This window comes from Bacillus sp. REN10, from assembly GCF_016820555.1.
GTDB lineage: Bacteria > Bacillota > Bacilli > Bacillales > Domibacillaceae > Bacillus_CE.
Window position 1 is genome coordinate 1 of the sequence record NZ_JADHDW010000021.1, and the last position, 24,891, is coordinate 24,891.

Sequence of the window (24,891 nt, forward strand, 5' to 3'; positions counted from 1 at the left end):
ATAAAATAAAATTTGAATTAACGTTGACGTTTATTTTGTTCAGTTTTCAAAGATCAATTTCAACTTATTGTCGTTTTAGCGACTTTTTTATATTAACATTTTAATTCCTTTTTGTCAACAACATTTTTTGAAGTTTTTTTAACAATTTCTCATCGTCGTTAGCAACGAATATAAATATACCACCTCTTAATATATAAATGCAAGCCTTTTTTTATTTTTTTTAACAGAATAAATGATTTCATGAAAAATACGCTACCTAATATAAGATAGCGTATTTTTCATAAACAATGATTACTTTTTAATAAACACAAAGTAAAGGATAAAGATTACGAATAAGAAGTACATGATCGGGTGGATCTCTTTCCTTCTTCCTTTCATAATCATTGTAATTGGATAAAAGATAAAGCCTGTTGCAATTCCAGTGGCAATGCTGTAAGTCAGTGGCATCGCAATAATTGTTAGAAAAGCAGGGACAGCAATTTCAAACTTCGTCCAATCAATTTTTCCTAATGAAGAAACCATTAAAACCCCAACGATAATTAAAGCAGGAGCTGTCACTGGCGCCGTAATGACTTCTAACAATGGAAAGAAAAACAACGATAATAAGAAAAGTCCAGCTGTTACGACAGAAGCGAAGCCCGTTCTTGCTCCGGCCGCTACCCCTGCTGATGATTCAATATAAGAAGTAGTAGTGGACGTTCCAAGAATGGCTCCTACTACAGTCGCACAAGAATCTGCGAAAAGGGCCTTTCCTGCACGAGGTAATTTATTTTCTTTCATTAATCCCGCTTGGTTAGCCACCGCTACAAGTGTACCAGCCGTGTCAAAGAAATCAACGAACAGGAATGTCAATACAATGACAAGCATTTGAATCGTAAAAATTTCTGATGGTGCTTGAAAAATATTTTCAATCGCAACTCCGAATGTTGGCTCAACGCTTGGAATCGCTCCAACTAAACTTTTTGGTGGTTCAATTAACCCTGCGATCATCCCTACAACAGCCGTGATAATCATTCCAATAAAAATACCGCCGTTGATGTTTCTGGTCATTAAAATGACGGTAATTACAAGACCAAAAATCGCTAACAACGTTGGACCAGCTGTTAAATCACCAAGACCGACAAGCACAGCATCATTATTGACAATAATACCGGCATTTTGAAAGCCGATAAAAGTAATAAATAAACCAATACCTGCTCCGACCGCGTATTTCAGTTCGGCTGGAATGGAGTTAATAATTTTTTCCCGAATACCTAGTATCGTTAATAAAATAAAAATCAGTCCTGAGAATAGCACACCGGTTAAAGCAGACTGCCAGGAAACACCGTAAGTCAAGACAACTGTGTAAGCAAAGAAGGCATTTAAACCCATTCCAGGTGCCAAAGCAATCGGATACCTCGCCAACAGCCCCATTAATAATGAACCGATTGCCGCTGCAATGGCTGTTGCCACAAAGACGGATCCATAATCCATTCTCATCGCATCCGGCAAATCAGGTACTGTTTGCAAAGAAAGCGTGAGCGGATTTACGACTAAAATATAGGCCATAGACAAAAATGTTGTTAATCCGCCAATGATTTCACGGCGATAACTCGTACCTAACTCGTCAAATTGAAAATATTTCTTCATACATAAGCTCCTCTCCATCTTTTTCATCCCAAACCAATAAAAAACGCTTCGAACCAAAGCGGTCGAAGCGTGACTATAGGTGACGGAAAGATAGAGAGAGACCTATCTATCCTGTTACCTCGTAGTCAAGCTATTTACGGCAGCTTGGTAGAAACTTTCGGGCCATATCCCCGACTTTATACGATGTAATCTATTAGATTGATTGAATTCTCTCTCATTTTAGCCGTGTTTTATCATTTCGTCAATATAAAACACGAACATTATATAAAAATACAATGTTTTTATTCGGTTTTTATTCCCACTCGATTGTTGCAGGCGGCTTGCTTGTTACGTCATACACGACGCGGTTAACATGCGGCACTTCATTGACAATACGCGTAGAGATTTTCTCTAGTACATCCCACGGAATACGAGCCCAATCAGATGTCATTCCATCAATGGAAGTTACGGCACGGATACCGATTGTGTAGTCATACGTACGTGCATCTCCCATGACACCTACACTGCGGATATCCGGTAACACAGTGAAATACTGCCAAATTTCACGTTCTAAGCCGTTTAGACGAACTTCTTCACGTAAAATTGCATCTGATTCACGAACGATTTCTAATTTTTCTTCTGTAATTTCCCCTAGAACACGAATACCAAGTCCTGGACCTGGGAACGGCTGACGCCAAACGATATGATCAGGAATACCTAGCTCTGTTCCTAATGCACGTACTTCATCCTTGAATAAAGTGTTCAATGGCTCAATTAGCTTGAACTGCATGTCTTCAGGAAGACCACCTACATTATGGTGAGACTTGATTGTTTGAGCTGTCGCTGTTCCACTTTCAATAATGTCCGTGTAAAGCGTACCTTGTGCTAAAAACTCGATTCCTTCAAGTTTTGTCGCTTCATCATCAAATACGTAAATAAATTCATTACCAATAATTTTACGTTTTTGCTCTGGATCAGACACGCCTTTTAACTTATCAAGGAAACGGTCTTTGGCATCCACTTTAATAACGTTCATATGGAAGCCTTCTGCAAATGTTTCCATCACGCTATCTGCCTCACCTTTACGAAGCAAACCATGATCAACGAAAATACAAGTTAACTGATCACCAATCGCTTTATGAATAAGAACAGCTACAACTGAAGAATCTACACCGCCGCTCAATGCACAAAGAACTTTTTTATTGCCGACGGTTTGACGAATTTTTTCGATTTCGATTTCAATGAAGTTTTCCATTGACCAATCGCCTTTACAGCCGCAAGCTTCAAATACGAAGTTCTTCAGTAATTCATTTCCGTACACAGAGTGCTTAACTTCAGGATGGAATTGTACCGCATACAGACCTTCTTTTTCATTACTCATAGAAGCAATCGGGCAGGACGGGCTTACTGCATCAACAGCGAAGCCTTCTGGCGCTTCTACAACTAAATCTCCATGACTCATCCATACAACTTGCTCATTTGGCAACCCTTTGAATAGAGCTGTTTCATTCTTCACTTCAATCGAAGCTTTTCCATATTCACGATGTGAAGCAGCCTCTACTTTTCCGCCGAAATGCTTCGTCATTAACTGCATCCCGTAGCAAATACCAAAAATAGGGACATTTAAATCGAAAATTCTTTCGTCGCAATGGAAAGCATTTTCTGAATACACACTGTTCGGTCCGCCAGAAAAGATAATTCCTTTAGGATTGATTTCCTTAATTTCCTCCACTGTAATCGTATGAGGATGAAGCTCACTATACACACCTAACTCACGAATTCGGCGAGTAATTAATTGATTGTACTGACTTCCAAAGTCTAGAACAAGAATCATTTCTTGGTTTGTCAATTCTGATTTTCCTGCCACACTTTCCACTCCTTTGTTATGCACTGAACCGCTCGACATATAAATAAAAATAAAAACTAGAACCCTTTCATTGCAGAAAGCAGAATTCTAGTTGTCTTCACAAAGAACCTGCCTTCATAGTCCAATCATTTACGGTGATTTGGTAGAAACTTTCGATCCATATTATCGAAAATATATGAAGGAACTAGTCATTTATTCGAGCTAATTTGACATCATTTTATCGCTATCATACCATGCGGTCAAGCTGTTCTGGATTTAATTAAATTTTCTGAATAAAAATGAATAACCTACTCATTAACTACTCATTTCATTGAAAAAACTGCCGATCAGTCGGCAGTTTTTCCTCATTATCTTATTTTGACAGGCACATGATTCAATAGACTGATGGTTGTATCTCTAATAAGCTTTGGCAATACCTCAAATGAGTATGGCTTATACACTCTCTCCGTCCACTTATGCCCGTCTTTTCCGTATACCCCCATATTAATGGCAGGAATATTTAATCGACGAATTTCCTCGACCGGCAACGTATACAGCCGACCAAGATTCGGGAAATTGTTCAGCAAACTTTGCAGCTCTTCATTTGTTTCGTGAATTGATAAATAACTGCCATCCGCTAAAAAAGGGAAGAATTTCTTTAACTCAAAGATTTCGCCACTTTCTTTTTCAGCTTCTATCAGCACATGTTTAATCGTCTGTAAAATAGCTTGTTCCGCTGGATTATCATCTCTTAAGTAATTATGCGGCAAATAAGGCGGTGAGAAGAATATAATCACGCGCGGCTTTTTAACCGGATCGAGCTCAGTTAACACTTCGACCATTTTAAATGAAATCATTCGCAAATCGAGCATTTTATGTTCTTCTGCTACCTCAGCGCACACTTTGTCAACATCAATGCCTCTGCCCTGGAGTTCATGGCTGTATTCCTCTAAAGAAATCACTTCAATATCCCAGTTTAAGCGTTTGCGAGAAAGGCCTGTTCGTTGCAGATGACGATCATATTGTTTAGCTAAATAACGAGAAATTTCTCCGCAAGCTTCTGTTGCGATCGTTTGCAGTTTTCTCATCACATCCGCCGCTGAATCACGATATAAGAAATAATTAAAATATAAATAGCTGCTCGTAGCTGTCTGTACATTGTATGTGAATTTATTATCTCGCTGGAACAAACACGTTGGTGGAAGCACTAGTTCATCTTGAATATTCTCACATAATTCTACATTGTTATGGATTCGTCTCGTTAATTCGGCCGCGATAAAATTAGGGTCAACTCCTTGAAGCGCTTCTCCTACATGCGCTTCCCTTCCATAAATATAAAAGCTAGGAAGAAGCTTTCCTGCTGCTCCCGTATAAATATATCTCGTCTTATCCCCATCATACTTCGGCGTAATGAAGTCATTATTAATCGCCGCTACATATTCTAAACCCCACTCTTGCTTTAAACGCTCCAGTTCAAATATCGCACTTTTCATACCGACATGCTGACTTTCTTCATCCGGGTTAAACATAACAAGTAAATTTCCAGGCAGTTCTTCCGGATGCTCAGAGAAATAGAGAAGATTCACTAAATGAACAGCCACACCGCTTTTCATATCAACAGCTCCGCGGCCAAACATCCACTCGCCTGAACGAGCATCCGCTTGCACATCTGAGTCTTGATCATAATCACTGAAGAAGCTTTGCAGTTCATCTGGATGAAACGCATACGGACGAAGAGTGCCAAAGTCTTCAATACCTACTGTGTCCACGTGAGCATGATAAATAATCGTTTGTTTCGCGTTCACTCCGCCCCTTACAAAAGCAAAGATGTTTTTTCGGTTTAATGCATCATCAATCGCTGTCTGCTCCCAAACGAGAGCTGGATTCTCTTGAAAATACGGATATGAGCGCAAAATAGTAACAATCTCATCTGCTGCTGCAATTTCGCCCTCTTCAGACCCGTTGATACTTGGAAGCTCCACTAATCTTCTTGTTAACCTTTCCACTTGCTCCTGTATATTTAAGTTTATTAACTCTCTATACATCGTTCTAATCCTCTCTGCTGTTTAATCAAAAGCCTACTATATTTTACAGTTGCTTAAGCCGAATGGTGTTCTTTCTTGCTCCCTTTGCGTATATATTGATCAATGTAATCGCGTGTCAGTTCCTTCACTTCTCCACTTAAGAAAAGAAGGGCAAGAACGTTCGGCACAATGATCAGCGCTAACATTAAATCAAGAAATTGCCAAATAAACTGCAAACCGCCGATCGACCCGACTAAGATCGCGACTAAATAGACAAGTCTCATGACTTTTGAAAAGCCAAGTCCAAAAAGATATTCCGCCTGTTTCTCTCCATAAAATACAATCACAACCACAGTTGATAACACAAAGAAAAATAGACAAATAGATATTAGTGTTCCAGCTACGCTATCTCCTAATACTTTAGCCAAAGCTTCTACAACCATTGTAGAGGCTTTATCCTGCGGTACATCTTGCCAGACGCCAGATGTTAAGACAATTAAAGCTGTCATCGTACAAACAACTAATGTATCGACCACCACTTCAAACATTCCCCATAACCCTTGCTTCGCAGGGTGCTCCGTCATCGCAGCTGAATGCGCAATAGGAGCTGTCCCCATCCCTGCTTCATTTGAGTAAATACCGCGTGCCAATCCCCAGCGAATCGCTGCTGCAACACCTGCCCCCGCAAAGCCTCCAGCCGCAGATATAGGCGCAAAAGCATGTTTAAAAATTAGCATAAAAGCAGCTGGAATTTCAGAAGCATTCGCGACTAACACAATGATAGCGCTCACTAAATATATTCCTACCATTAGCGGAATAAATTTCTCTGTGACCGAACCGATACGCTGAATGCCCCCTAATGTCACTAGTCCTACTAACACTAAAACAATCATGCCCGTAACGATCGGCGGAACATCAAAAGCGGATTCAACTGTTTGTGATAAAGAATTAGATTGAACCATCGTACTAGCTACAATCTCTAACATTAAGAAAAACGCAAAAAAGCTAGCTACTGACTTCCAACCCAGTCCTTTTTCAATATAGTGCATCGGGCCTCCTGTCCATTCACCCGCTTCATTTTTTGTGCGATATTTTACACCAAGTACAACTTCTGAATATTTTGATGCCATTCCGATCATCGCTACGAGCCACATCCAAAATATTGCCCCTGGTCCTCCTAAAGCAATCGCTACTGGCACCCCCACAATATTAGCTGCACCAATAGTTGAAGCTAAAGCGGAAGTTGTGGCCTGAAACGGTGTCACCGAACCCGGCGCATCATGTTTAGTGAATATTTTTCCAAACGTTTCTTTTAGCATATGCCAAAAATAGCGAAATTGAAAAAAACCTATCCGGAAGCTTAAAAATAACCCTCCACCTAAAAGCAACAACACCATGGGCATTCCCCAAATCCAGTCAGTAGTTGCTTTAATCACTTGCTCAAATTGATCCATCTCATCTCCTCCTCACATGTTGTATACATCCATCATTGCCGTAAATAGCTCTGTGACGGAATGTCTTTCTATCGCCCCAATCAGGCGTTAAAAAATAAATAACTCTTTTTTTGCCTCCGTAAGTTGAATGTGCTTTATCGAAAAAGAAACTAATTGGGTAAAATTCTAACAAATCAAGAAACAATAGTCTATGATTTTTTGCATAAAAATAAATTTTTTTACATATTTAAAAGTTTTTCTATATAAAAAAGCGCCCTCTTTGACAGAGCGCACTGTTGTATCATTTCCAAAAATGATCAAAAATTGTGATCGGCATATGCCGTTTATGTTGAGAATTGATATATAACTGTTCAATTCGTTTTCTCGCTACATCAGACACCATTTTCCCTTCTAAATAGTCATCGATTTCTTCATATGTGACACCAAGCGCCACTTCATCCGGAAGTTGCGGACGATCATCTTCCAAATCGGCTGTCGGCACTTTTAAGTATAAATGTTCAGGACACTGAAGTTCCTTTAGCATTTGTCGTCCTTGGCGTTTATTCAATCGATATAGAGGCACAATGTCCGCCCCGCCATCTCCGTACTTCGTGTAAAAGCCAGTAATCGCTTCAGCGGCGTGATCCGTCCCAATCACTACACAGTTTTTCATAGCGGCAATGCTATATTGCACCTTCATGCGTTCCCGAGCTTTTTCATTTCCTCTAGCAAAGTCGCTTAGCTCAATCCCTAATCTCTTCAATGTGGCTTCACTGGCATCAACAGCGGGTTTAATATTTACACCATAGACCTTATCAGGTTTAATAAACGCCAACGCATCTTGACATTCATCCTCATCACGCTGCAAGCCATACGGAAGACGAACAGCGTAAAAAGTATATTGATCAGATCCCGTTTCCCTCCTTAATTCTTGCACTGCCATTTGGGCAAGCTTACCGGCGAGCGTCGAATCCTGCCCGCCAGAGATACCTAGAACAAAACCATTTAAAAAAGAATGTTTCTTTAAATAAGCTTTCATGAAATCAACACTTTTACGAATTTCTTCTTGCGGATCGATCGTTGGCTGGACTTTCAATTCTTCTATTATTTGCTTTTGCAAATCCGTCATGAGATCTCTTCCTCCATTTGATCGTATTTTCAACATCATATCATGTTTTTTAAGTTTTAGTCCTTTTGAAAGAAACGAAAGAAAAGCCAGCACTTCATATTGTATCTTTAATGAAATACTGGCTCTTTGTATTTATTCAGTTTTAAAATGTGAAATTTGCCCTTTTAAATGTTCAGCCATCTCAAGTAGCTGATTCGCTGTGCTAAGCATTTCTTCCATTGAAGCGGATTGCTCTTCAATCGAAGCAGCGACATTTTGAGTATAATCAGATGTTTCTTCTAACGATTGAACAGTCATATTTGTTGTTGTTAATACTTGTTCTGATCCAGCTGAAATTTGCTGAACAGTAGCCGCCACAGATTGCATCTTACCTGTTATATTATTAATTAATAAAGAAATTTTTTGGAATGTATCTCCAGCTTGTCGAATGGCCACCGTTTCTTTATCGATTTCTTCTACTACTTTAGCAATCGCTAACACCGATTCATTCGAATCTGTTTGCATTTCACTGATTAACTTAGAAATTTCACTCGCTGAAGTAGCGGATTGCTCAGCTAAATGTCTAATCTCATCGGCTACCACAGCAAAGCCTCGTCCATATTCTCCTGCGCGAGCCGCCTCAATCGCTGCATTTAAAGCTAATAAGTTAATTTGGTCAGAAATATTCGTAATCATTTGTGTGATATTGCCGACTTCATTTGAACGCTGGTTCATCTGCTGTGTCACCTGCATAGAGGATTTAGCGGATAAATTAATTGCTTCAATCCCTTTGACAGCTTCTTGAATGACTGTGTTTCCTTGTTCTGCTTCCGTTGACGCTTCTAACGTTTCATCTGTCACATTCACAGTCGATTTAGAAATATCTAAAACGCCTTCTGAAATTTCTTGTATGGCCGCTTGATTTTGTACCGCACCACTAGTAACGGTTTCACTATTGGCCGCCACTTCTTGAATCGTCGTGGAAATTTGATTAATGACCTCTGTCACTTGGCCAATACTTTGAGACAAATCATTAGAAGCAGACACAACATGATCTGATGTAGATGTAACATGCTGAAGCGTGTTCTTTAATTGCTGCTGCATTCGATTAAAGCTAGCAGCTAATCGGCCAGTTTCATCATCGCTTTCAATCGAAATGTCTTGTGTTAAATCCCCGTTCGCCACTAATTCTGTAAAGTTTGCTAGTTTGTTGATTGGCTTAGATATTTTTCCTGAAATGAAGCGAGAAATCAAATAACTAGTAACAACAAAGAAGATAGATAGACCGATACAAATGAGCATTAAATTTCTCTCTAAGTCTTTAATGAAATCGGCATCTTCATCTAAGCCCAGAACTGAGTCCGTTCCTTCAATTTGTAAAAACACTGATTTATGTGTACCGTAGTCATCTTTATAAAAATCACTCATCACCATACCAGTCGTTGTAAGAGCTTTCGCTTGGTCTTCAGTAAAGGCAAGTGGCGTTAAATAATCATCAGAGTTCCCAAGGAATAAAATAACTTCCTCACCATCTACCTTACTCATAATATACACATTTTCTAGATCAAATGATTTTTGAAAGTCATTCGCTTTAGCTAACATATCTTCATATGCTTGACGATCTGTTTTTGCCTCATTTACCATCTCTGCATCGAACAGGTCATTAAACTGATGCATTTTCATTGTCAGTCCCTCTTCAAATGCAGGAACAAGATGATTCGTAATAACATAGTCAGATGCTAGAAACAGCATGAAACTAAAAATGATACTTAATGAAATAATGGGAAGCAATATAGCAGACATAATTTTTCCGTTAATTGTTTTTTTGACTCTAAACATTTTTTTCTCCTTTCGCCTTGATGATTAAACCAATTGTAGTTCTTTCATTGTCAGAAAATCATTTAAATCTAGCTGAAGAATTCGTTTGTTTTCTTCAAAATCAGGCGCTTTGTGGAAGACGACCGCAAAAGTAGAATACTCATTAAAGGCCATTGGACGATACTCCAAAATTTCCTCAAAATTTTCTTTAAATGCTTCATGATCAACCGCTTCAATCGCTTTGCAATCAATAGAAGGATCCACTTCTGCACAGCAAAAGCTATAAATAGAATCATCCATCTCATTTATAATACTTTCCCAATCAGGGACTAATTGTTTGAAGTAATATTCATATACATTGACACCATAAGCATAAACACCAAGCTCGGTTGTACCAATTCCCGCAAATCGTAACGGATTCGCTTCGATCGGTACTATGATTCCTTGGCTATTCATTCGTACTTCAATATGTATAGGTGCAGAATGAAGACCGAATATCGGTCCTATATCTTCAAGAAATGCTTCTACTTTGCGCAACGCTTCTTTTAACACTTGCTTACTTGTGAAATAAATGCGATCACTCATATCTTTCTCATGGCTAAACATCCGTTTAAAAAGATTGAGAACGACTGGCTTTCCTTCTTCCGTATAATAGGCATCAATGGCATATTCATCCCCCTCAATCAGCTCTTCAATAATCAATGTTTGACTATCAATCACTTCCTTAGGATAAGCACTACCAGCCATCGACATATCCTTCTTTAATTGGTTGATAGAAGAGATAAAGTCTTCCTTTTGGTCAATGCGATATACTCCAATGCTAGAGTAGCCAACAACTGGCTTAATAATGATCGGAAATGGAAGCTTGTCCACATCTAATGTATCCAGTTCCGCAAAAGAAAGCTCACAAAAGAAAAACTCCGGAAAATGAGAGGCTAACACCCTTCTAAACTGAGCTTTGTTTTTTAATGTAGCCGCCAAAGTTGTAAGGTGATGATCAGGTAAGTATTCATTCAACAAGAACAGACCATTCTCTGAATTAAAGAGAATAGGAGTTTCCGAGTTTAAAAATTCCTGTAAAAACAACTCCTTGCTTGCCAAAGACAAGACGGCTTCATTCGGGATTTCCACATCACTTACTTTAATCACAGGAATTCGAAGATCCTTGACAGAGACAGAAAGCAAGTGTGATACATATGGTTTGTCTAAAATAATCATTCAATGCCCTCCTCAAATATTTTTTCATCGATGTAAAATAAACAAGCAATATGCTATTTGGCAGCCCGGCTGTCATAGCTTTGTCTACTTTAGACCCGTAGCTTTGCGTCCCTACCTTTCAATAGGTTTGCCCTTACGAGGGAAGATTCGTGGTTCTATAGACCTTTATCCAATGAGAACAACATTCATTATTATACTCCTTAAGAATTATTAACGCTACTTTCCTAATTAATACTAAAGTACCATTTTTAACACTCAAACGGAAAAATTGGTCACGATCACCACAAAAAAATCCCCTCACATCTACTCATGTCAGGGAATAATCAATAGAAGTAATTGACAATAAAAAAACAGCGCCCTTTCTCGACAAAGGAGCACTGTTTTTTATCATATCGTATCCATTTCAGAAATGACGCGAAACCCATACTGTTTAAGCAGGGCGGCGGTTACGCCATCACCAGCCATCTTTTTACCGGTAAACTCACCATTGTAAATCATATGACTACCACACGAAGGACTATTTTCTTTTAACACAACAGCGGTGGCTTTCACCTGTTGCGCTTTTTCCAGCATGCGATAAGCCCCGCTAATAAATTGCTCAGTGACGTCTTTTCCTGATTTAGTGACTACTTTAGCTTTGCCAGTAAGGACATCTCGGCCATCTCCGCCAATAATTTCTGCTGGCTCTCTCGGAATAGAGAGGCCCCCCATCACTTCAGGGCAAGCCATCACTGCTTTTCCTTCTTCAACCAGCTTTCTTAACGGCTGTTCCAAACAGTGGGCTCCATCATATCTAACGCTTTCTCCTGCTAAGCAGGAACTAATCAACATCATAGAATATCCCTCCTCTTACGGTTGACTTGTATGAAGATAGTCCATGAAATATTCGTAATCTCTTTCCACCTGGTTCGCGTATGAAAATGCCCAATGAGACACATAATGAACAAATTCATCCACATCCTCACCGATCGCTTTTAAAATTTCTTCTTCACTATGATATGGAAGGATTCCTTCATTAATATCAGCATCTGCTCGAGCGTGAACTTTTGCGGTAATACTTCCCATTTGTCCTACCGTTTCAATTATATCTTCCACACTTTTAATCGATTCAAGCTTTAATTTCTTTTTATACGGCGAACGCTCACGAACGTAGAAATCGCGGCCGTCAATCGTTACATAACCTAAATGCGGATCAGCTTGGTGATGCATCGCTCGCTGCGTCATGATGACGCGTTTGCCTTGATGAGGAAACTCCTCCCAGAATGCTTCGTTATAAGGCATGAAGTAAGCTGGAATCGGCAAACGCACTTCTTTCATTTCTAAAATCAAATCGTCCAAATCCTCTTTCTGCTGCCCGCCTTCTATTAATATATAAAAGCGATCTAGTCCAATTGATGCCGTCCCTGAACCATGTTTAAACGCAACATCTTTAATTTCATACTTCGTTTCATCTTCCAATTTTTCAACCGTCTCCAAATACTGAGACCAAACTTGTTCAATAACCACTTGCTCTTCGTCACTTAATGGCTGAATTTCATCCGACTCAGCAAATTGGCGCTCGTCTTGAAAATAAGTCGTCACTTTACTTAATAAATGCGCCTCACTTCTTTTTTCTAGCTTTTTCAATAGCTTGCGAATCGCCCCATCGGCTTTTTTCTTCGTCACGAAAAATGTTTCCGGCAAATCCTTGCGATCTCTGAAGCGAATCATTTGTTTATGATATGCCTGCAAATACGCCTCCATCACATCGATTTGTTGATCCACATCATAGGCTAACTCCCGACAAACAAGGGCGATACTAACTGACATGCGCAATAAATCATATAAATATGAACCTAAATAGCCTTCATCGAAATCATTAATATCGAATACGAGCTTGCCTTTTTCATTATGAAAAGCCCCAAAGTTTTCAAAATGTAAATCCCCTTGAATCCAAGTCGGACGATCTTCCGGTGTATGATATGGGAACCAATGACTTGCTACATCGTAGTAAAATAAATAGGCACTGCCACGGAAGAAAATAAACGGACTTTGCGACATCTTTTCATATTTCGCTCGACGATCTTCTTCGGAAAGACCCATAATCTCTTGATCAAACTCTACTAATATTTTTTTCAGCATGTCCATTCGTAACGTTCGCTTCGTTTGCTGAACACGTTCCCCAAGATTAACCATTCATTCCACCTCTGAATCTTCAAAATATATTACTACTACTTATTTTACTTGATTTGTTGATCACCGGCTATTTTTTCCACCTAGAGCCCTCTAGCCATTTTAGTAAGCTTTAACTTTCGAAGAATCATTTTTTTCGTTTCAACATCCAAAGCGTGTGTACTTTTCATCGATAAAAAAGAATACACGAGACCTCCAATGATCACGCTGATAAACACGATGATCAGCGAATGGATGTAATGAGCTCCCTCCAAAACAAATGAGCTTCCCCACTTCAATAAAAGAATACTTATCATCATCATCAAAGAAGATGCACAAATAGAAAGAGAGCTGTTTAATAAAGCACGGATTTGAAACTTCGTATACTTCACAATAACGACAAACATCATGAGATTCGAAACGGAAAAACCGATGATCGTTCCAATAATCGCTCCATGCCCCCCAAAGGAATGCAAAAGGAGCGGGTTTAACAGAAGCTTCATCATAATACCTGCAAGAGTGGCATAAATCGTGTTCCTCTGCAAGTTCAGCCCTTGCAGTACAGCTGCTGAAACAGTAAATATAGCTACCATAATGGCAACAGGAGCAGATGTTACTAAATAAGGAGAACCCTCCAAAGCGATTTTGGGATTGATATAAATCATCCGAAACAGATCATAGGCAAGGACAGCTAACCCGACAGATGCTGGAATGGTAAAAAGCAATAACAGTTGATAAATCTTTAAAATTTGCTGTTTGAGCTCGTCTATTTTTCGATCAAAAAACGCTTGCGTGATCGCTGGAACAATGCTCAGCGCAAACCCTGTTGCTAATGAAATCGGGATCATCATCAACTTTTGGGCATAGCTAGTTACGTAGGTAAATATTCCGTTCGCTTCTGATTGCGAATAGCCACTTTTCCTCAAAATATCAGCGACTGTATACTGATCAACCAAGCCATATAAAGGAATAGCGACCCCTACCATAACGATGGGAATCGAATATTTAGATAACTCGTGAAACATTTCTCTAATAGTTAAAGAAGAAGTCTTCTTTTTAGTAACCACTTTCAATCCACTATACTTTTTCCAGTAATAAACTAAAACTAACACACTAGCCAATGCACCGACGACTGCTCCAAAAGTCGCCACAGCCACAGACCATTTCACAGGCCCCTCCATCACGTGAACAATGAAAAAGCTACCCGCTAATATAAACAGCACTCGAACGACTTGCTCGATTAATTGCGAATAAGCAGTCGGCTTCATCTTTTGAAACCCTTGAAAATAACCTCTCGTAATGCTCATCGGTGGAACAATGAGTAAAGCAAAACTCAATGCCCTCATTGTTAAAGTTAATGAATCAAGAAAAGACTGACTTGGCTCTTTTGACCGAAAAATAAAACTTGAAATATAAGGAGCCAATCCGTACAGGACTAAAAAGCCGATTGTTCCTAAAATAAACATTAAAAGCAAGCTAGCCCGATACATTTTTTGACTCGTTTCATAATCTCCCACCGCGTTATATTTCGCTACAAACTTTGATACAGCAATAGGTATACCAACTGTGGAAAAGCTCAACAACACACCATAGCAATTATACGCATAAGTGTATAAAGCAACCCCTTCCGCCCCAACTAACAGCTGAAAAGGAAAGAAATAAATAAATCCTAATATTTTGCATATTAACGTGGCACTGCTAAGCAATAATGTCCCCTTGACTATATTAGAATATGACACACCCTTCATCCCTTCTTCAACCAACCAATATACATAAAAGAAAAATAATCCCATTATATCACAGAAAGTCAAAACAATTCCGTTAAATCATCCTATAAAGATAACCATCTATATTTTTCATCACTCCTAAACGTAAAAAAGCCAACATTTAAAATGTTGACTCAGTTTGTAGACAAAAGGGGTTCGGAATGCTCTCATTCCGAATCCCTTTTGAATTTTTATTAGATTTGAAGCCCATAGAGAGAAGAACAGACCTCTTCGAGACCGTTTCTTAGGCTGTTTCTGGACCTTGCCAAGTCCAGCTCGCCAGCTTCTTCAAATTCATGGCAGCGAAAGTAAGCATCGCTTGCATCGACAATTTTTTAAGTCCCCTTAACGTTGTCCAACGCATGCCATGCTTTTCTTTTGCATCTGCGAATACACGCTCAACGGTTTCTTTGCGTTTCGCATAGATTGGTTTAACCTCTTGGTGATGGCGCAAATGATCCGCCTCTTCCACATATTCTTGCCAAATATGACGTGTCACCACTTTTTGATGATCTTTACTGGCTGTACAGCGCTCTAAGAAAGGGCACGTCGCACAAATATGCTTGGGCGATTTATACTCACGATAGCCCTCTTTATTCGTGGTCGAATAGTTCAACACTTCATCTGCCGGGCAAAGATAACAATCAAAGTATTCATCGTACACATATTCATGCTTTCGGAAGAACCCTTCTTTCGTACGTGGGCGTGTGTAAGGTAAGGTAGGTGTGATGTCATTTTTCAATAAGTAACTTGTAATCGCTGGTGTTTTGTATGCGGCATCTGCGGCCACAGCTTCAGGCTTCCTTACTTTTTCAATCACTTTCTCTACCAATGGCTCTAACATCTGACTGTCGTGTGTATTCCCAGGCGTCACCATCGTGCCGAGTACAAAACCTTTGCGATCCGTAGCTGCGTGAAAGGAGTAGGCGAACTGTTTCGTACGTTCGTCTTTCACGTAGTAGCCACTCTCTGGATCCGTCGTGCTTTCTTTAATTTCTTTTGATTCTTCTTTATCAAACTTGTCCGGTGGAAACGGCTTTTTTCCATGGTCTTCACGATCTTGATTAATCTCTTCTTGGAGGCGTTCTTGATACGCTCTTGTTTCTTTGCGAACGACTTTCTTTTCGAATTTGCGCTTATTCGCACTCGCCTTCACATGAGTAGAATCCACAAAAACGTGCTCGGCACTGATTAACTTCTTCTCAGCAGCTACCTTTAATATACGATAGAAAATTTGTTCAAACAGGTCGGTATCTTTAAAACGACGCTCATAATTTTTCCCGAACGTAGAGAAGTGTGGCACTTTATCATGGAAACCGTACCCTAAGAACTAGCGATAAGCCATGTTCGTTTCCACTTCTTCAATTGTTTTACGCATCGATCGAATCCCAAAGGTGTATTGAATGAATGTCAGCTTCACCAAAATCACTGGATCAATACTTGGACGACCTACTTCTGAATACATATCCTTTACTAAGTCATAAATAAAAGAGAAATCAATCGCGGCCTCCATTTTACGAACTAAATGATTTTCTGGCACTAATTGATCGAGAGCGATCATTTCTATTTGATCTCGTTGAATAGGATTATGTTTCGAAAGCATGGTCCTCACCTCAAAATTTATATTACTTTCATTTTATATTAAAAAAGACTGTAGGCAAACTCGATAAAATCGAGTTTGCCTACAGTCTGAAAATCAACCCTATTTCTGTGCCCTGCGCTCTACCTGCTCTATTAATGCCAAATAAGTTAGAGAGTTTCATATTTGGCCACTGTACAGATGGGTCTCCATTACTTTTATACACATTTAAATATTCTTCTTTAGGACTTTTGCTGAAAAAACCCCAACCTTGAGGCCAGATCTGTGAAATGTAAATAGTGATATCTTTCTTAGGAGTTAAAGGATTCTTTGGCAGAGCACTTAAGATTGAAGCGCTGAATATCAAAAAAAACATGGTAAACACAAGGATAAAATATACTGGAATTTTATTGTTTTTAACCATTATTAACGAGTATCCCTTTCTATTCTTCTTTATAAAGAATCTTACATACTTCTCTTTCACAATTATTAACAGGCACTATTTTTATTTATACAATGCATTCTCATGCCCCATCCTACAAGACGAAAACTTCTATCGTGGTTTGTCTAGTCAACAATGAGTCACCCCCAAGTTACGGTGATAAACCTTATTGTTACTTTTTTACCCAACTGAAATCCTATTTTTTAAATTTCTCACTTGTATTCATATAAATAACTCCACCAGCACTTATGAATAGAAAAAGTATCAATCCAATATAAAATGCTAATTTAGAATTATAAACGCAATCGAAAATCCAAAATAGCATACAGAAAGACAAAAGAAGCATTAATTTCCCCATAAATTTAGTGAGTTTTTCTTCGTTGTATTTAGACTTACTTTCTGCAGATGCTGTATTATAACCAGCTATAAAAAAGCTACCCTTTCCCATTAAAAGAAAAATACTAACGACTAAAAATAAACATAGAACTACAGACAAAATAATTAAATCGCCACTCATTATTAAAAAACCTCCTAATCTTTTGTTCAGTTAATAATACAATATATGAAATAACACCACTTACTTTTTATTGAAATAAATGGATGTAGTATAGATGTATGGACATACCTCGATTAGGTCATTATGATGAAATGAACGAGAGGATGTGTTCAGTTTTGAAACAAAAACGATACAGTCACGAATTTAAACAAACGGTGGTCGAGCTTTATCGCTCGGGCACACCCGTCAGTCAATTATCTAGCGAATATGGTGTTTCAGAAATAACGATCTATAAATGGATTAAACTCCATTCTCCTATTGAAGGGGCTCAAGACTTAACTGCCGCAGAAGTCGCTGCGATCCAGAAGGAAAACCTTCGTCTCAAACAAGAGGTAGAGATCTTAAAAATGGCTATGACCATATTCGCACAAAAATAGATGACCAAGAGCTGATTGACCACATGACGAATGAAAGCAAACATCAACCGATCCAGCTGATGTGTCGTGTGTTAAAGATGCCTAAAAGCACGTATTATCAATCGTTTCATAAGAAACCGAGTGTGTATGAAGTCGAAAATCAACAGTTGTTAAAACGTATTCGAGCGATTCACAAAGAAAGTGATGGTCGTTACGGTGCCCCTAAAATTTTTGAAGTGTTAAAGCAAGAAGGCTATCAAGGTAGTATCAACCGTATTCAGCGCATCATGAAACGGGCTGGCATTTGTTCCAATATCACAAAAAAGTACCGTCCGACGCCAACACAGCTCCCGGTTGAAGAGCGTGAAAATGTGTTAGAACAAGATTTCACGACCACAACTATCAATGAAAAATGGGTGGCGGATATCACTTACATCCACACTTTGCGTGATGGTTGGTGCTATTTGGCGTCGGTTCTTGATCTTCACACGAAAAAAGTCGTTGGGTATAAATTTGCTCGGAAAATGACAGTGGAACTAGTACTAGAGGCCATGGAGATCGCCATACAGGTCCAACATCCGACACCAGGATTGATTGTACACACGGATCTAGGCACGCAATATACAAGTGAGGACTTTCAGAAACAACTAAAAACACATGGAATGATTCCTTCATTCAGTCGCAAAGGTTGTCCTTATGACAATGCATGTATCGAATCGTTTCACGCAACACTTAAGAAAGAAGAAGTGTACAGAGCTCGATATGATAGTTTTGAAACGGCACGAGTGGCGTTATTTAAGTACATAGAAGGTTGGTACAATCGCAAACGAATTCATGGAAGCATCGGGTACTTAACACCAGACGCCTACGAGAATATATGTCGTGCAACAGTGTGAAATCTGGGGATGATCCAGTTGTCCCTCCCCACATTTTTCGGGCGCAACTTCCACAAGTTTTTCACTCCACATTCCAAGTAGGCGGTCAAAGACGCTTTTCCCTTTGACGGGCTACTTGGAATGTGGAACGCTCCATGAATGAAAGTTGCGCAGAACAAAAAACTTAACCGAAGTGTGTCCAATATCTTGACGTAGATCCAAAAGTTATTTTTTAAAAATGACGTTTCTTTATAGCCTAATCCAGATCTGTCCATACATCTAAACTACATTCATTTCTTAAGTAAGTATCTAATAAATTTAGTAATTGCTACTAGATTCCTATATTACTTTTTTAACTCTTTGCTATTTTGAATAAGTTTTATGCTAAATTATAGAACTAAATTTCATGAAATATTTTTGGCCTCTACATTTTTAGAGTCAATAATAGTAATTTTTCTTTTTGATTTATTGAGTCTTTTTTGTAAAAGTTGAAAGTCTACACTCTCAGTAACTGGATATAAATAAAATAATAAAGCTGAAATCATAACTATACCGAAGGTTACTATACCAATAAAGAACATAATACCTATATGAAATAAAATACCTAATATCAAAGCTATTCGTTTTACTTGACGGTTTCCTAAAATACTTGCAGCTAAGAAAAATTCAAAAATTGTCACAGACCAAGTTAAAATAATTACTAAACTACTTTCTAATATGGGATCCATGAAAACTCTTTGATAATTTGCTATTCCAAATATGGGATCAGAAAAGAAATAGTAAATTGCAGTACCATCAGCCCATTCTTTGTTTTTTAGCCTTTCTACAGATGCATTTAAATAAATAATGAATACCTGAAATTTTATAAAACCAAAACACAACCATGTCATATATTTGAGAGTCAAAGATTGAGGGTTGATAGATAGTTGTTCAAAATGATTTTTTCTTCCATCTAATATTGTTATAAAAATCAATATGAAAGAAAGAACAGTTGCTATTTGTTCTCCACCATCTATAGTTATGGCAGAAGTCTGAAGGCTGTAACATATATACCAATGTATTATGCCAGTAAATCTAGGTCTCCACCCTGAAATGATAATAAATAAAAGTATTATCATTAAATATCTTACGATCTCTAAAGATACCCCCCAACTATCGAACAAGCAAAAAGCACTCGGAATTTTAACATGAGGACACCCCGTATCATTAGCGGTATAACTGAGTAGTATACTGGTGTCATTAAAAATTAACGTTAGTAAAGTTGCAGTTGCCAGTAAACTTCTAAAAAATCCATAAGCATTAGTCCAAGGGTTAAATTCTGAAATGACTGATTTTAATTGATTCATTTTAGCACCACTTTAACCATTTTTTTATCAAAAGAGGTAGTATCTTTGTATTTTAAGAAGTACCAAGATAAAGGTTCTTGAACCTCAAATATATATTCTCCCTTATTTAAGTGTTCATAATTTTTTGTTTTTTTAATTTTTATAGTTTTAATTCTTTCTATTTTTTTTTCACATTCAGTATTTGTTGTACATTTAACCCATGAATCTCTTGGTATTTCTGCGGATAATTTTCCTAATTCAACTCCTTGCACTCTTCCATATCTTCTTAGACCAAATAGGTTTTTCGGACTACCATTAGGAAGTCTGATACTTCCATCTTTTGCAGTGATAGTAGTAGCAGGGGCCCTTGGACTTTTACTATAGAATCCAAAACCTTGTGGTGCTAGTTCTTGTATAATGTTTTTCTTTAAGAGTTTGTTTTGAGGAGCCAAATTAGCATAGTAATAAACGCTGAATGAACAGAAAAAAAATGAAACCATAAATATCTTGATTTTTTGATGATTCATAGTCATCCTCCTATGTTTTGTATAATCATCATAATTGATATACATAGGGAAAAGTGAGCGTCGTTACAGTACCCAAAACCATATCTTTTGATGAGTTTGTTGGTGCCCTCCATAAAACTATTTGAAAGCGACGAGTACATGAATAGCCATTGGTAACACCGATTGAATCTCCTCCGCCATCGAGAGGGCAAAATCACTAACCACTGTTTGTTTATTTCACTTTGAAGGTATTCTATTGCGAATTTGCTTTTCTGATACTCAAGACACATATTGAAGGTGTTTTTCTAGTCTGAAGTTAAAATAAGTAATAGAGATAAATCTAAAAACAACAATAGAAGACAAAACAAAAAATTATTATTACCTAATACTCTAGCACATAAAAACAAAGCCACTACCACAAACCTCTTGCGGTATACCGACAAAAAAATGCGGACACCGCAATGTTTGACTGCGATGTCCGCAAAGGAACACTAGTATATCTTAAATAACAACCGTTTATTCTAGTCATTGAGCATCGATAAGAGGAAGCAGATGATACTTTCTGGCTTTTAATAATGCTTCTGTTCTAGATTTCACCTTTAACTTATTAAAAAGTTTAGTAATTGAATGTTCAATCGTGCGCTGGCTATACTGTAATTGATGAGCGATTTCCTTATTCGTTAACCCTTCTGAAATCGCTGTCAAGATGTTGATTTCTCTTTCGGTGAGCCTAATGTCGCATGAGTCCCCTTCTTCTTGAACAATTGAAACCATCGGAGTTCTTCTTAGTTGCCTAAACAATTCTATTGGAATCATTACTTCATCTCTTAGTGCTGCTTCTATTGCACCAATCATTTGTTCACGAGAAGCACTTTTACTAATGAATCCTGATACCCCTGTTTCAGCAATTAAATTAAAGTGTTGAGCAATATCAAATCCGGTATATATAATAATTCGGGATTCAGGGAACTTATGCAAAATTTGTTTAGATAATTCAATTCCGTTCATATCAGGCATATATAGATCAAATAAAAATACATCAACTCGTTCGATTTTCATTCTTTCGTATATGTCATCTATGTCAGAACAAATTTGCACATTGAATTGCCCACCTTGCTCCAATAAAGCTTTTGTTCCTTCCGCCACGGCTCTATGATCATCTACTAAAATTATATTAATCATCTATATCGTCCCTTTGATTAGGTATTGTCACTCTTAATAACAGTCCTTGTTGAGGCTCCGTATGTATAGACAAGTTCCCATTAAGGCTTTGTATTCTTTCATTAAGGCCTATCAACCCAAAATGTTTTCCGTTATTTTCTTTATTTAGATTAAATCCAATTCCGTCATCTTCATAAATGAGTACAAAGTTATCATGACGATAGCTTAAGCTAATATAGATAAAATTGGCTTTTGAATGTTTTTTAGCATTGTTCATCCATTCTTGTACAATCCGGTATAAAACCAGAACAAATTCCTCACTTAGGTCGGCAAAGTGGTTCACGTGGCTGACCTGAAAATCGATTTCAAATGTACATGTTTTTCTATACCGATCTAGCAAAGTAGAGAGCGTATCGATCAAACCGATGTCTTTTAAAAAGAAGGGATTTAAATCGTAGCAAGTCTCCCTAATGAAGTTAATCTGTTCATTTAATTGAAATTTAACCTTTTCTAGCGAGGGTAAATACTGCTCATCTCTATTTTGGATAATTTCGATATTTTTATAGATAAATATTAGCTCTTGCAAGATAGAATCATGAATGTCTTGAGCTAATTTCACTCTTTCTTTCTCCCCTATTAAAAATAGTGTACGCGAAATAGTTGGTGAAACACTACCTTCCTTCAGTTTTTCGATTTCAGCGACTAATTCTTCTGTTTTCTTGAGATTTTCGATGAATATGTTCGTATAATGAGCAACAGATATTAGCCAGCTTTTCTCTTTTTTATTTAGCTGAGTGTTCTTTCCTTTATAAGAGAAAGTGATGAACGTATATGCTACACTATTTTGGCTAACTAATAAGGCATACCCTGTATTCATCTGTTGCAGATCACCTATGTTTAATGACTGGCTAGTAAGCTCCTTACTATCATATCGAACTTTCTTTACATCATCTACTTGAAGTACATCGCGTATCATTTGATTAACGTACAAAAACAGTGCTTGTTCATTATGTAGCTGGCTAGATTTCTGAGACAACTTTGTCAAACTACTATGGAATTTCCTTTCACTTCTAAGCAAATAGACAGCAAAAAAATCTTTTGTAAAAAGGCATGCTGGAATTAAAACCATTGCCATTAACCATACTTGAAAAACAAATATAGAATGGCCTTCTTTAGCGTATACTGTTCCTGCTAATAAACAAGCCGGTAGTAAAGACAGGAAAATATTGATTAGCGAACTTTTTATTAACCAATCAAAATCAAGAAATACTTTTTTTACATTTGCATAAACAAACGAAAGTGGAATAAACAATAAAAAGAGCGCTGTATGTTCGGCCATAACTATTTGTTTTTCAAATAACACTTCAGACACGGCTGTCAATAAAATATATGGCAATAGCGATAAAAAAAACGTCCCTGTGAAGAATCTCACTTTAACAAAATGAATTGATTTTTTAATACTATGAAACTGGACAATAAAGTACAGTAGGTTAACTAAAATCAATAATACAAACGGGAGCAATATAAATTTTGAGACACCCGTTAATGTAGTAATTAGAGCTAAAATAAAGACAAATCCGTATAATAACACCATCTTTAGGGTTGCTACCTGCGGATCTTTTTTTGGTATCATCATACGCAAATATTCTAGCAGTAAGACCGGAATTACATATAACGATAAGGTAGTAATAAATAGACCAAATATATCTCCTCTGGCTGACACTCCACTCCCTAAATACGCGAGGCTAATGAATAGAAGTAAGTAAGACGACATTTTACTTACTTTACTAAGCCGTATTTTAAAAAATAGATATAAAACTATCGAAAAACTAAGGATGAAATAAATGATAGGTAGAAAACTGTATATTAAATAACTAGCAGGCATCGCTTTATATGTAACGCTAACTCGCTCATTCGTAGGTAAAATCATTTCATTTACTTTCTCTAGCTTAAATGCATGATTTGAGTTAGGCTCACAATAAATAAGTTGTTGCCTCTTTATATTCTGATAATTAGCCCAACCATTCGGATAAACCTCCGTAACGACACATTGCTCACTATTAACTGGAGTTACTTTTAGGCCTATTAAAGGATAAGCTATGACGATGCTGATGAGATATATTGCGCTAACAGCTGTAAGGCTAAAAATCACCAAAAGATACAGCGGCTTTTTCACCTCGATCACCTAGTTCCAGTAATATGAAGATATACTAATTTCGTTGAAAGATTGAATAATCGCTTGTTCTTCTTCTTTCGTTACCCCTACTAAAGAGGCCATTCCTTGTTTCACGGTCTCCAAAACCTCAGGATTGTTAGATGAACCTCCCCTACCTATTGCTTCGCTCTTGAGGTAGGGGTTTCTTGTCGATCCCCAAGACATCAGAAGCTGGACGATGTCCATAGGCGTATACAACACCCTCGTCTGTCTTGGGGACTGACGCTCCCATATGGAAGCAGTGGTCTTGACGCAAGAAGTCTCTCGACGGCTTGCTGCCACCGTAAGCAACAGAGGGAGAATCGAACTCCCCCTGGGGCGGTTCTGCCCATCTACTACGCCTGTACAGGACGTAGATACGTGATGTTCGTCAACATCACTTCTCGAAACTTTCCGTGTATATACTGGGATAAGATATTCCCTGCACCATGGATGTCCCGATGCCGTTCATAGCCGCAGGAACATCGGTAGTTTCGTGAATGGACTTTGTTTCGTTTTCCACAAGCAGGGCATGCTTGCGTTGTATAGGCTTCGTTTTCGTTTGATAAGGAAACACCAACGGCTTCTAATTTATAGGCTAGCTGTTTGGTCAGCTTCCCAAAACTCCAGTTGCTGAGTTTCTGATTCACTTGTTTGGAACGGAGGCGTTTTCGNCTGATTCACTTGTTTGGAACGGAGGCGTTTTCGTTTCTTGTTTCGCTTGCTTGTGTGTCGCTGGACACCTTCCACATCGCCAAGAGCGACGTGCCCGACTTTTTGTTCTACGCACCAGTTCACAAAAGCACGGGTCGTCTTGTGCAGGAGATCGCCTAACTGCCGTTCACTTTTAGAGAGAATGTACTTCTTCGCCCGATTGTATTGACGCCATTTCCTCGACCCTTTTTGACACCGACTCATGAGGATT

At 38.2% G+C, this 24,891-nt stretch carries 19 protein-coding genes, 2 pseudogenes and 3 riboswitches; of the genes and pseudogenes, 1 reads left to right on the forward strand and 20 read right to left on the reverse strand.

What is annotated here, in order from left to right:
* Positions 1 to 291 precede the first annotated feature (291 nt).
* The 14 genes and pseudogenes from IRB43_RS16765 to IRB43_RS16825 form a co-directional block, all read right to left on the reverse strand.
* Complete coding sequence (locus IRB43_RS16765) at positions 292 to 1,629, reverse strand: NCS2 family permease (RefSeq protein ID WP_203364623.1); 1,338 nt, start codon at positions 1,627 to 1,629, stop codon at positions 292 to 294.
* A gap of 102 nt (positions 1,630 to 1,731) precedes the next feature.
* A riboswitch (purine riboswitch) is annotated at positions 1,732 to 1,833 on the reverse strand.
* 88 nt (positions 1,834 to 1,921) lie between these two features.
* Complete coding sequence (gene guaA / locus IRB43_RS16770) at positions 1,922 to 3,442, reverse strand: glutamine-hydrolyzing GMP synthase (protein ID WP_238942074.1); 1,521 nt, start codon at positions 3,440 to 3,442, stop codon at positions 1,922 to 1,924.
* A 130-nt stretch (positions 3,443 to 3,572) separates the two neighbouring features.
* Positions 3,573 to 3,674, reverse strand: a riboswitch (purine riboswitch).
* A gap of 148 nt (positions 3,675 to 3,822) precedes the next feature.
* Entirely contained in the window at positions 3,823 to 5,499 is a 1,677-nt protein-coding gene (locus tag IRB43_RS16775; RefSeq protein WP_203364625.1) for a M20/M25/M40 family metallo-hydrolase, read from the reverse strand.
* 53 nt (positions 5,500 to 5,552) lie between these two features.
* Positions 5,553 to 6,932 carry an alanine/glycine:cation symporter family protein gene (locus IRB43_RS16780; RefSeq protein WP_203364626.1) on the reverse strand — a complete coding sequence of 460 codons (1,380 nt, stop codon included), beginning with the start codon at positions 6,930 to 6,932 and terminating at the stop codon, positions 5,553 to 5,555.
* A 280-nt stretch (positions 6,933 to 7,212) separates the two neighbouring features.
* The gene (nadE, locus tag IRB43_RS16785) at positions 7,213 to 8,040 is read right to left on the reverse strand and encodes an ammonia-dependent NAD(+) synthetase (protein ID WP_203364627.1); all 828 of its coding nucleotides are present in this window, start codon (positions 8,038 to 8,040) and stop codon (positions 7,213 to 7,215) included.
* Between the two features lie 132 nt (positions 8,041 to 8,172).
* Positions 8,173 to 9,123, reverse strand: a complete 951-nt coding sequence (locus tag IRB43_RS18330) for a methyl-accepting chemotaxis protein (RefSeq protein WP_481748165.1) — start codon at positions 9,121 to 9,123, stop codon at positions 8,173 to 8,175.
* Positions 9,118 to 9,858: pseudogene (locus IRB43_RS18335) on the reverse strand (HAMP domain-containing protein); the annotation flags it as partial. The pseudogene IRB43_RS18335 and the gene IRB43_RS18330, both read right to left, overlap by 6 nt.
* 24 nt (positions 9,859 to 9,882) lie before the next feature.
* Positions 9,883 to 11,055, reverse strand: a complete 1,173-nt coding sequence (locus IRB43_RS16795) for an ATP-grasp domain-containing protein (protein WP_203364629.1) — start codon at positions 11,053 to 11,055, stop codon at positions 9,883 to 9,885.
* Between the two features lie 56 nt (positions 11,056 to 11,111).
* Positions 11,112 to 11,197: riboswitch (cyclic di-GMP riboswitch) on the reverse strand.
* A gap of 245 nt (positions 11,198 to 11,442) precedes the next feature.
* Positions 11,443 to 11,889: a 2-thiouracil desulfurase family protein gene (locus IRB43_RS16800; RefSeq protein ID WP_203364630.1), complete on the reverse strand. Its 447-nt coding sequence runs from the start codon at positions 11,887 to 11,889 to the stop codon at positions 11,443 to 11,445.
* A 15-nt stretch (positions 11,890 to 11,904) separates the two neighbouring features.
* A complete protein-coding gene (locus IRB43_RS16805; RefSeq protein WP_203364631.1) occupies positions 11,905 to 13,230 on the reverse strand; it encodes a DUF2252 domain-containing protein in 1,326 nt (441 codons plus the stop codon).
* An 80-nt stretch (positions 13,231 to 13,310) separates the two neighbouring features.
* Positions 13,311 to 14,945 carry a putative polysaccharide biosynthesis protein gene (locus IRB43_RS16810; protein ID WP_481748164.1) on the reverse strand — a complete coding sequence of 545 codons (1,635 nt, stop codon included), beginning with the start codon at positions 14,943 to 14,945 and terminating at the stop codon, positions 13,311 to 13,313.
* Positions 14,946 to 15,216: 271 nt separating this feature from the next.
* Positions 15,217 to 16,575 (reverse strand): annotated as a pseudogene (locus IRB43_RS16815) (IS1182 family transposase).
* A 79-nt stretch (positions 16,576 to 16,654) separates the two neighbouring features.
* On the reverse strand, positions 16,655 to 16,975 hold the full coding sequence (locus tag IRB43_RS16820) for an SdpA family antimicrobial peptide system protein (RefSeq protein ID WP_203364633.1): 321 nt from the start codon (positions 16,973 to 16,975) through the stop codon (positions 16,655 to 16,657).
* A gap of 214 nt (positions 16,976 to 17,189) precedes the next feature.
* Entirely contained in the window at positions 17,190 to 17,510 is a 321-nt protein-coding gene (locus IRB43_RS16825) for a DUF3784 domain-containing protein (protein WP_203364634.1), read from the reverse strand.
* Positions 17,511 to 17,665: 155 nt separating this feature from the next.
* Between IRB43_RS16825 and IRB43_RS16830 the strand changes: the two genes are divergently transcribed.
* Positions 17,666 to 18,801, forward strand: a protein-coding gene (locus IRB43_RS16830; RefSeq protein WP_203364635.1) for an IS3 family transposase whose coding sequence is annotated in 2 segments (ribosomal slippage) — positions 17,666 to 17,897 and positions 17,897 to 18,801 — 1,137 coding nt in all. Because the reading frame shifts where the segments join, the coding sequence is not laid out codon by codon here.
* Between the two features lie 383 nt (positions 18,802 to 19,184).
* Here the strand turns inward: IRB43_RS16830 and IRB43_RS16835 are convergent.
* From IRB43_RS16835 to IRB43_RS16860, 6 genes are all read right to left on the reverse strand, one after another.
* Positions 19,185 to 20,126, reverse strand: coding sequence for a sporulation-delaying protein SdpB family protein (locus IRB43_RS16835; RefSeq protein ID WP_203364636.1), 942 nt, complete (start codon positions 20,124 to 20,126; stop codon positions 19,185 to 19,187).
* Positions 20,123 to 20,632 carry an SdpA family antimicrobial peptide system protein gene (locus IRB43_RS16840; protein ID WP_203364637.1) on the reverse strand — a complete coding sequence of 170 codons (510 nt, stop codon included), beginning with the start codon at positions 20,630 to 20,632 and terminating at the stop codon, positions 20,123 to 20,125. Before IRB43_RS16840 ends, IRB43_RS16835 begins: the two co-directional genes overlap by 4 nt.
* A gap of 504 nt (positions 20,633 to 21,136) precedes the next feature.
* Positions 21,137 to 21,793 (reverse strand): response regulator transcription factor, encoded by a 657-nt coding sequence (locus IRB43_RS16845; protein WP_203364638.1) that lies wholly within the window; start codon positions 21,791 to 21,793, stop codon positions 21,137 to 21,139.
* Entirely contained in the window at positions 21,786 to 23,948 is a 2,163-nt protein-coding gene (locus tag IRB43_RS18105) for an ATP-binding protein (RefSeq protein WP_203364639.1), read from the reverse strand. Before IRB43_RS18105 ends, IRB43_RS16845 begins: the two co-directional genes overlap by 8 nt.
* 9 nt (positions 23,949 to 23,957) lie before the next feature.
* Positions 23,958 to 24,173: a competence pheromone ComX gene (comX, locus tag IRB43_RS18035; protein ID WP_343070907.1), complete on the reverse strand. Its 216-nt coding sequence runs from the start codon at positions 24,171 to 24,173 to the stop codon at positions 23,958 to 23,960.
* A 149-nt stretch (positions 24,174 to 24,322) separates the two neighbouring features.
* Positions 24,323 to 24,616, reverse strand: a complete 294-nt coding sequence (locus IRB43_RS16860) for a zinc ribbon domain-containing protein (RefSeq protein WP_203364640.1) — start codon at positions 24,614 to 24,616, stop codon at positions 24,323 to 24,325.
* Positions 24,617 to 24,891 lie beyond the last annotated feature (275 nt).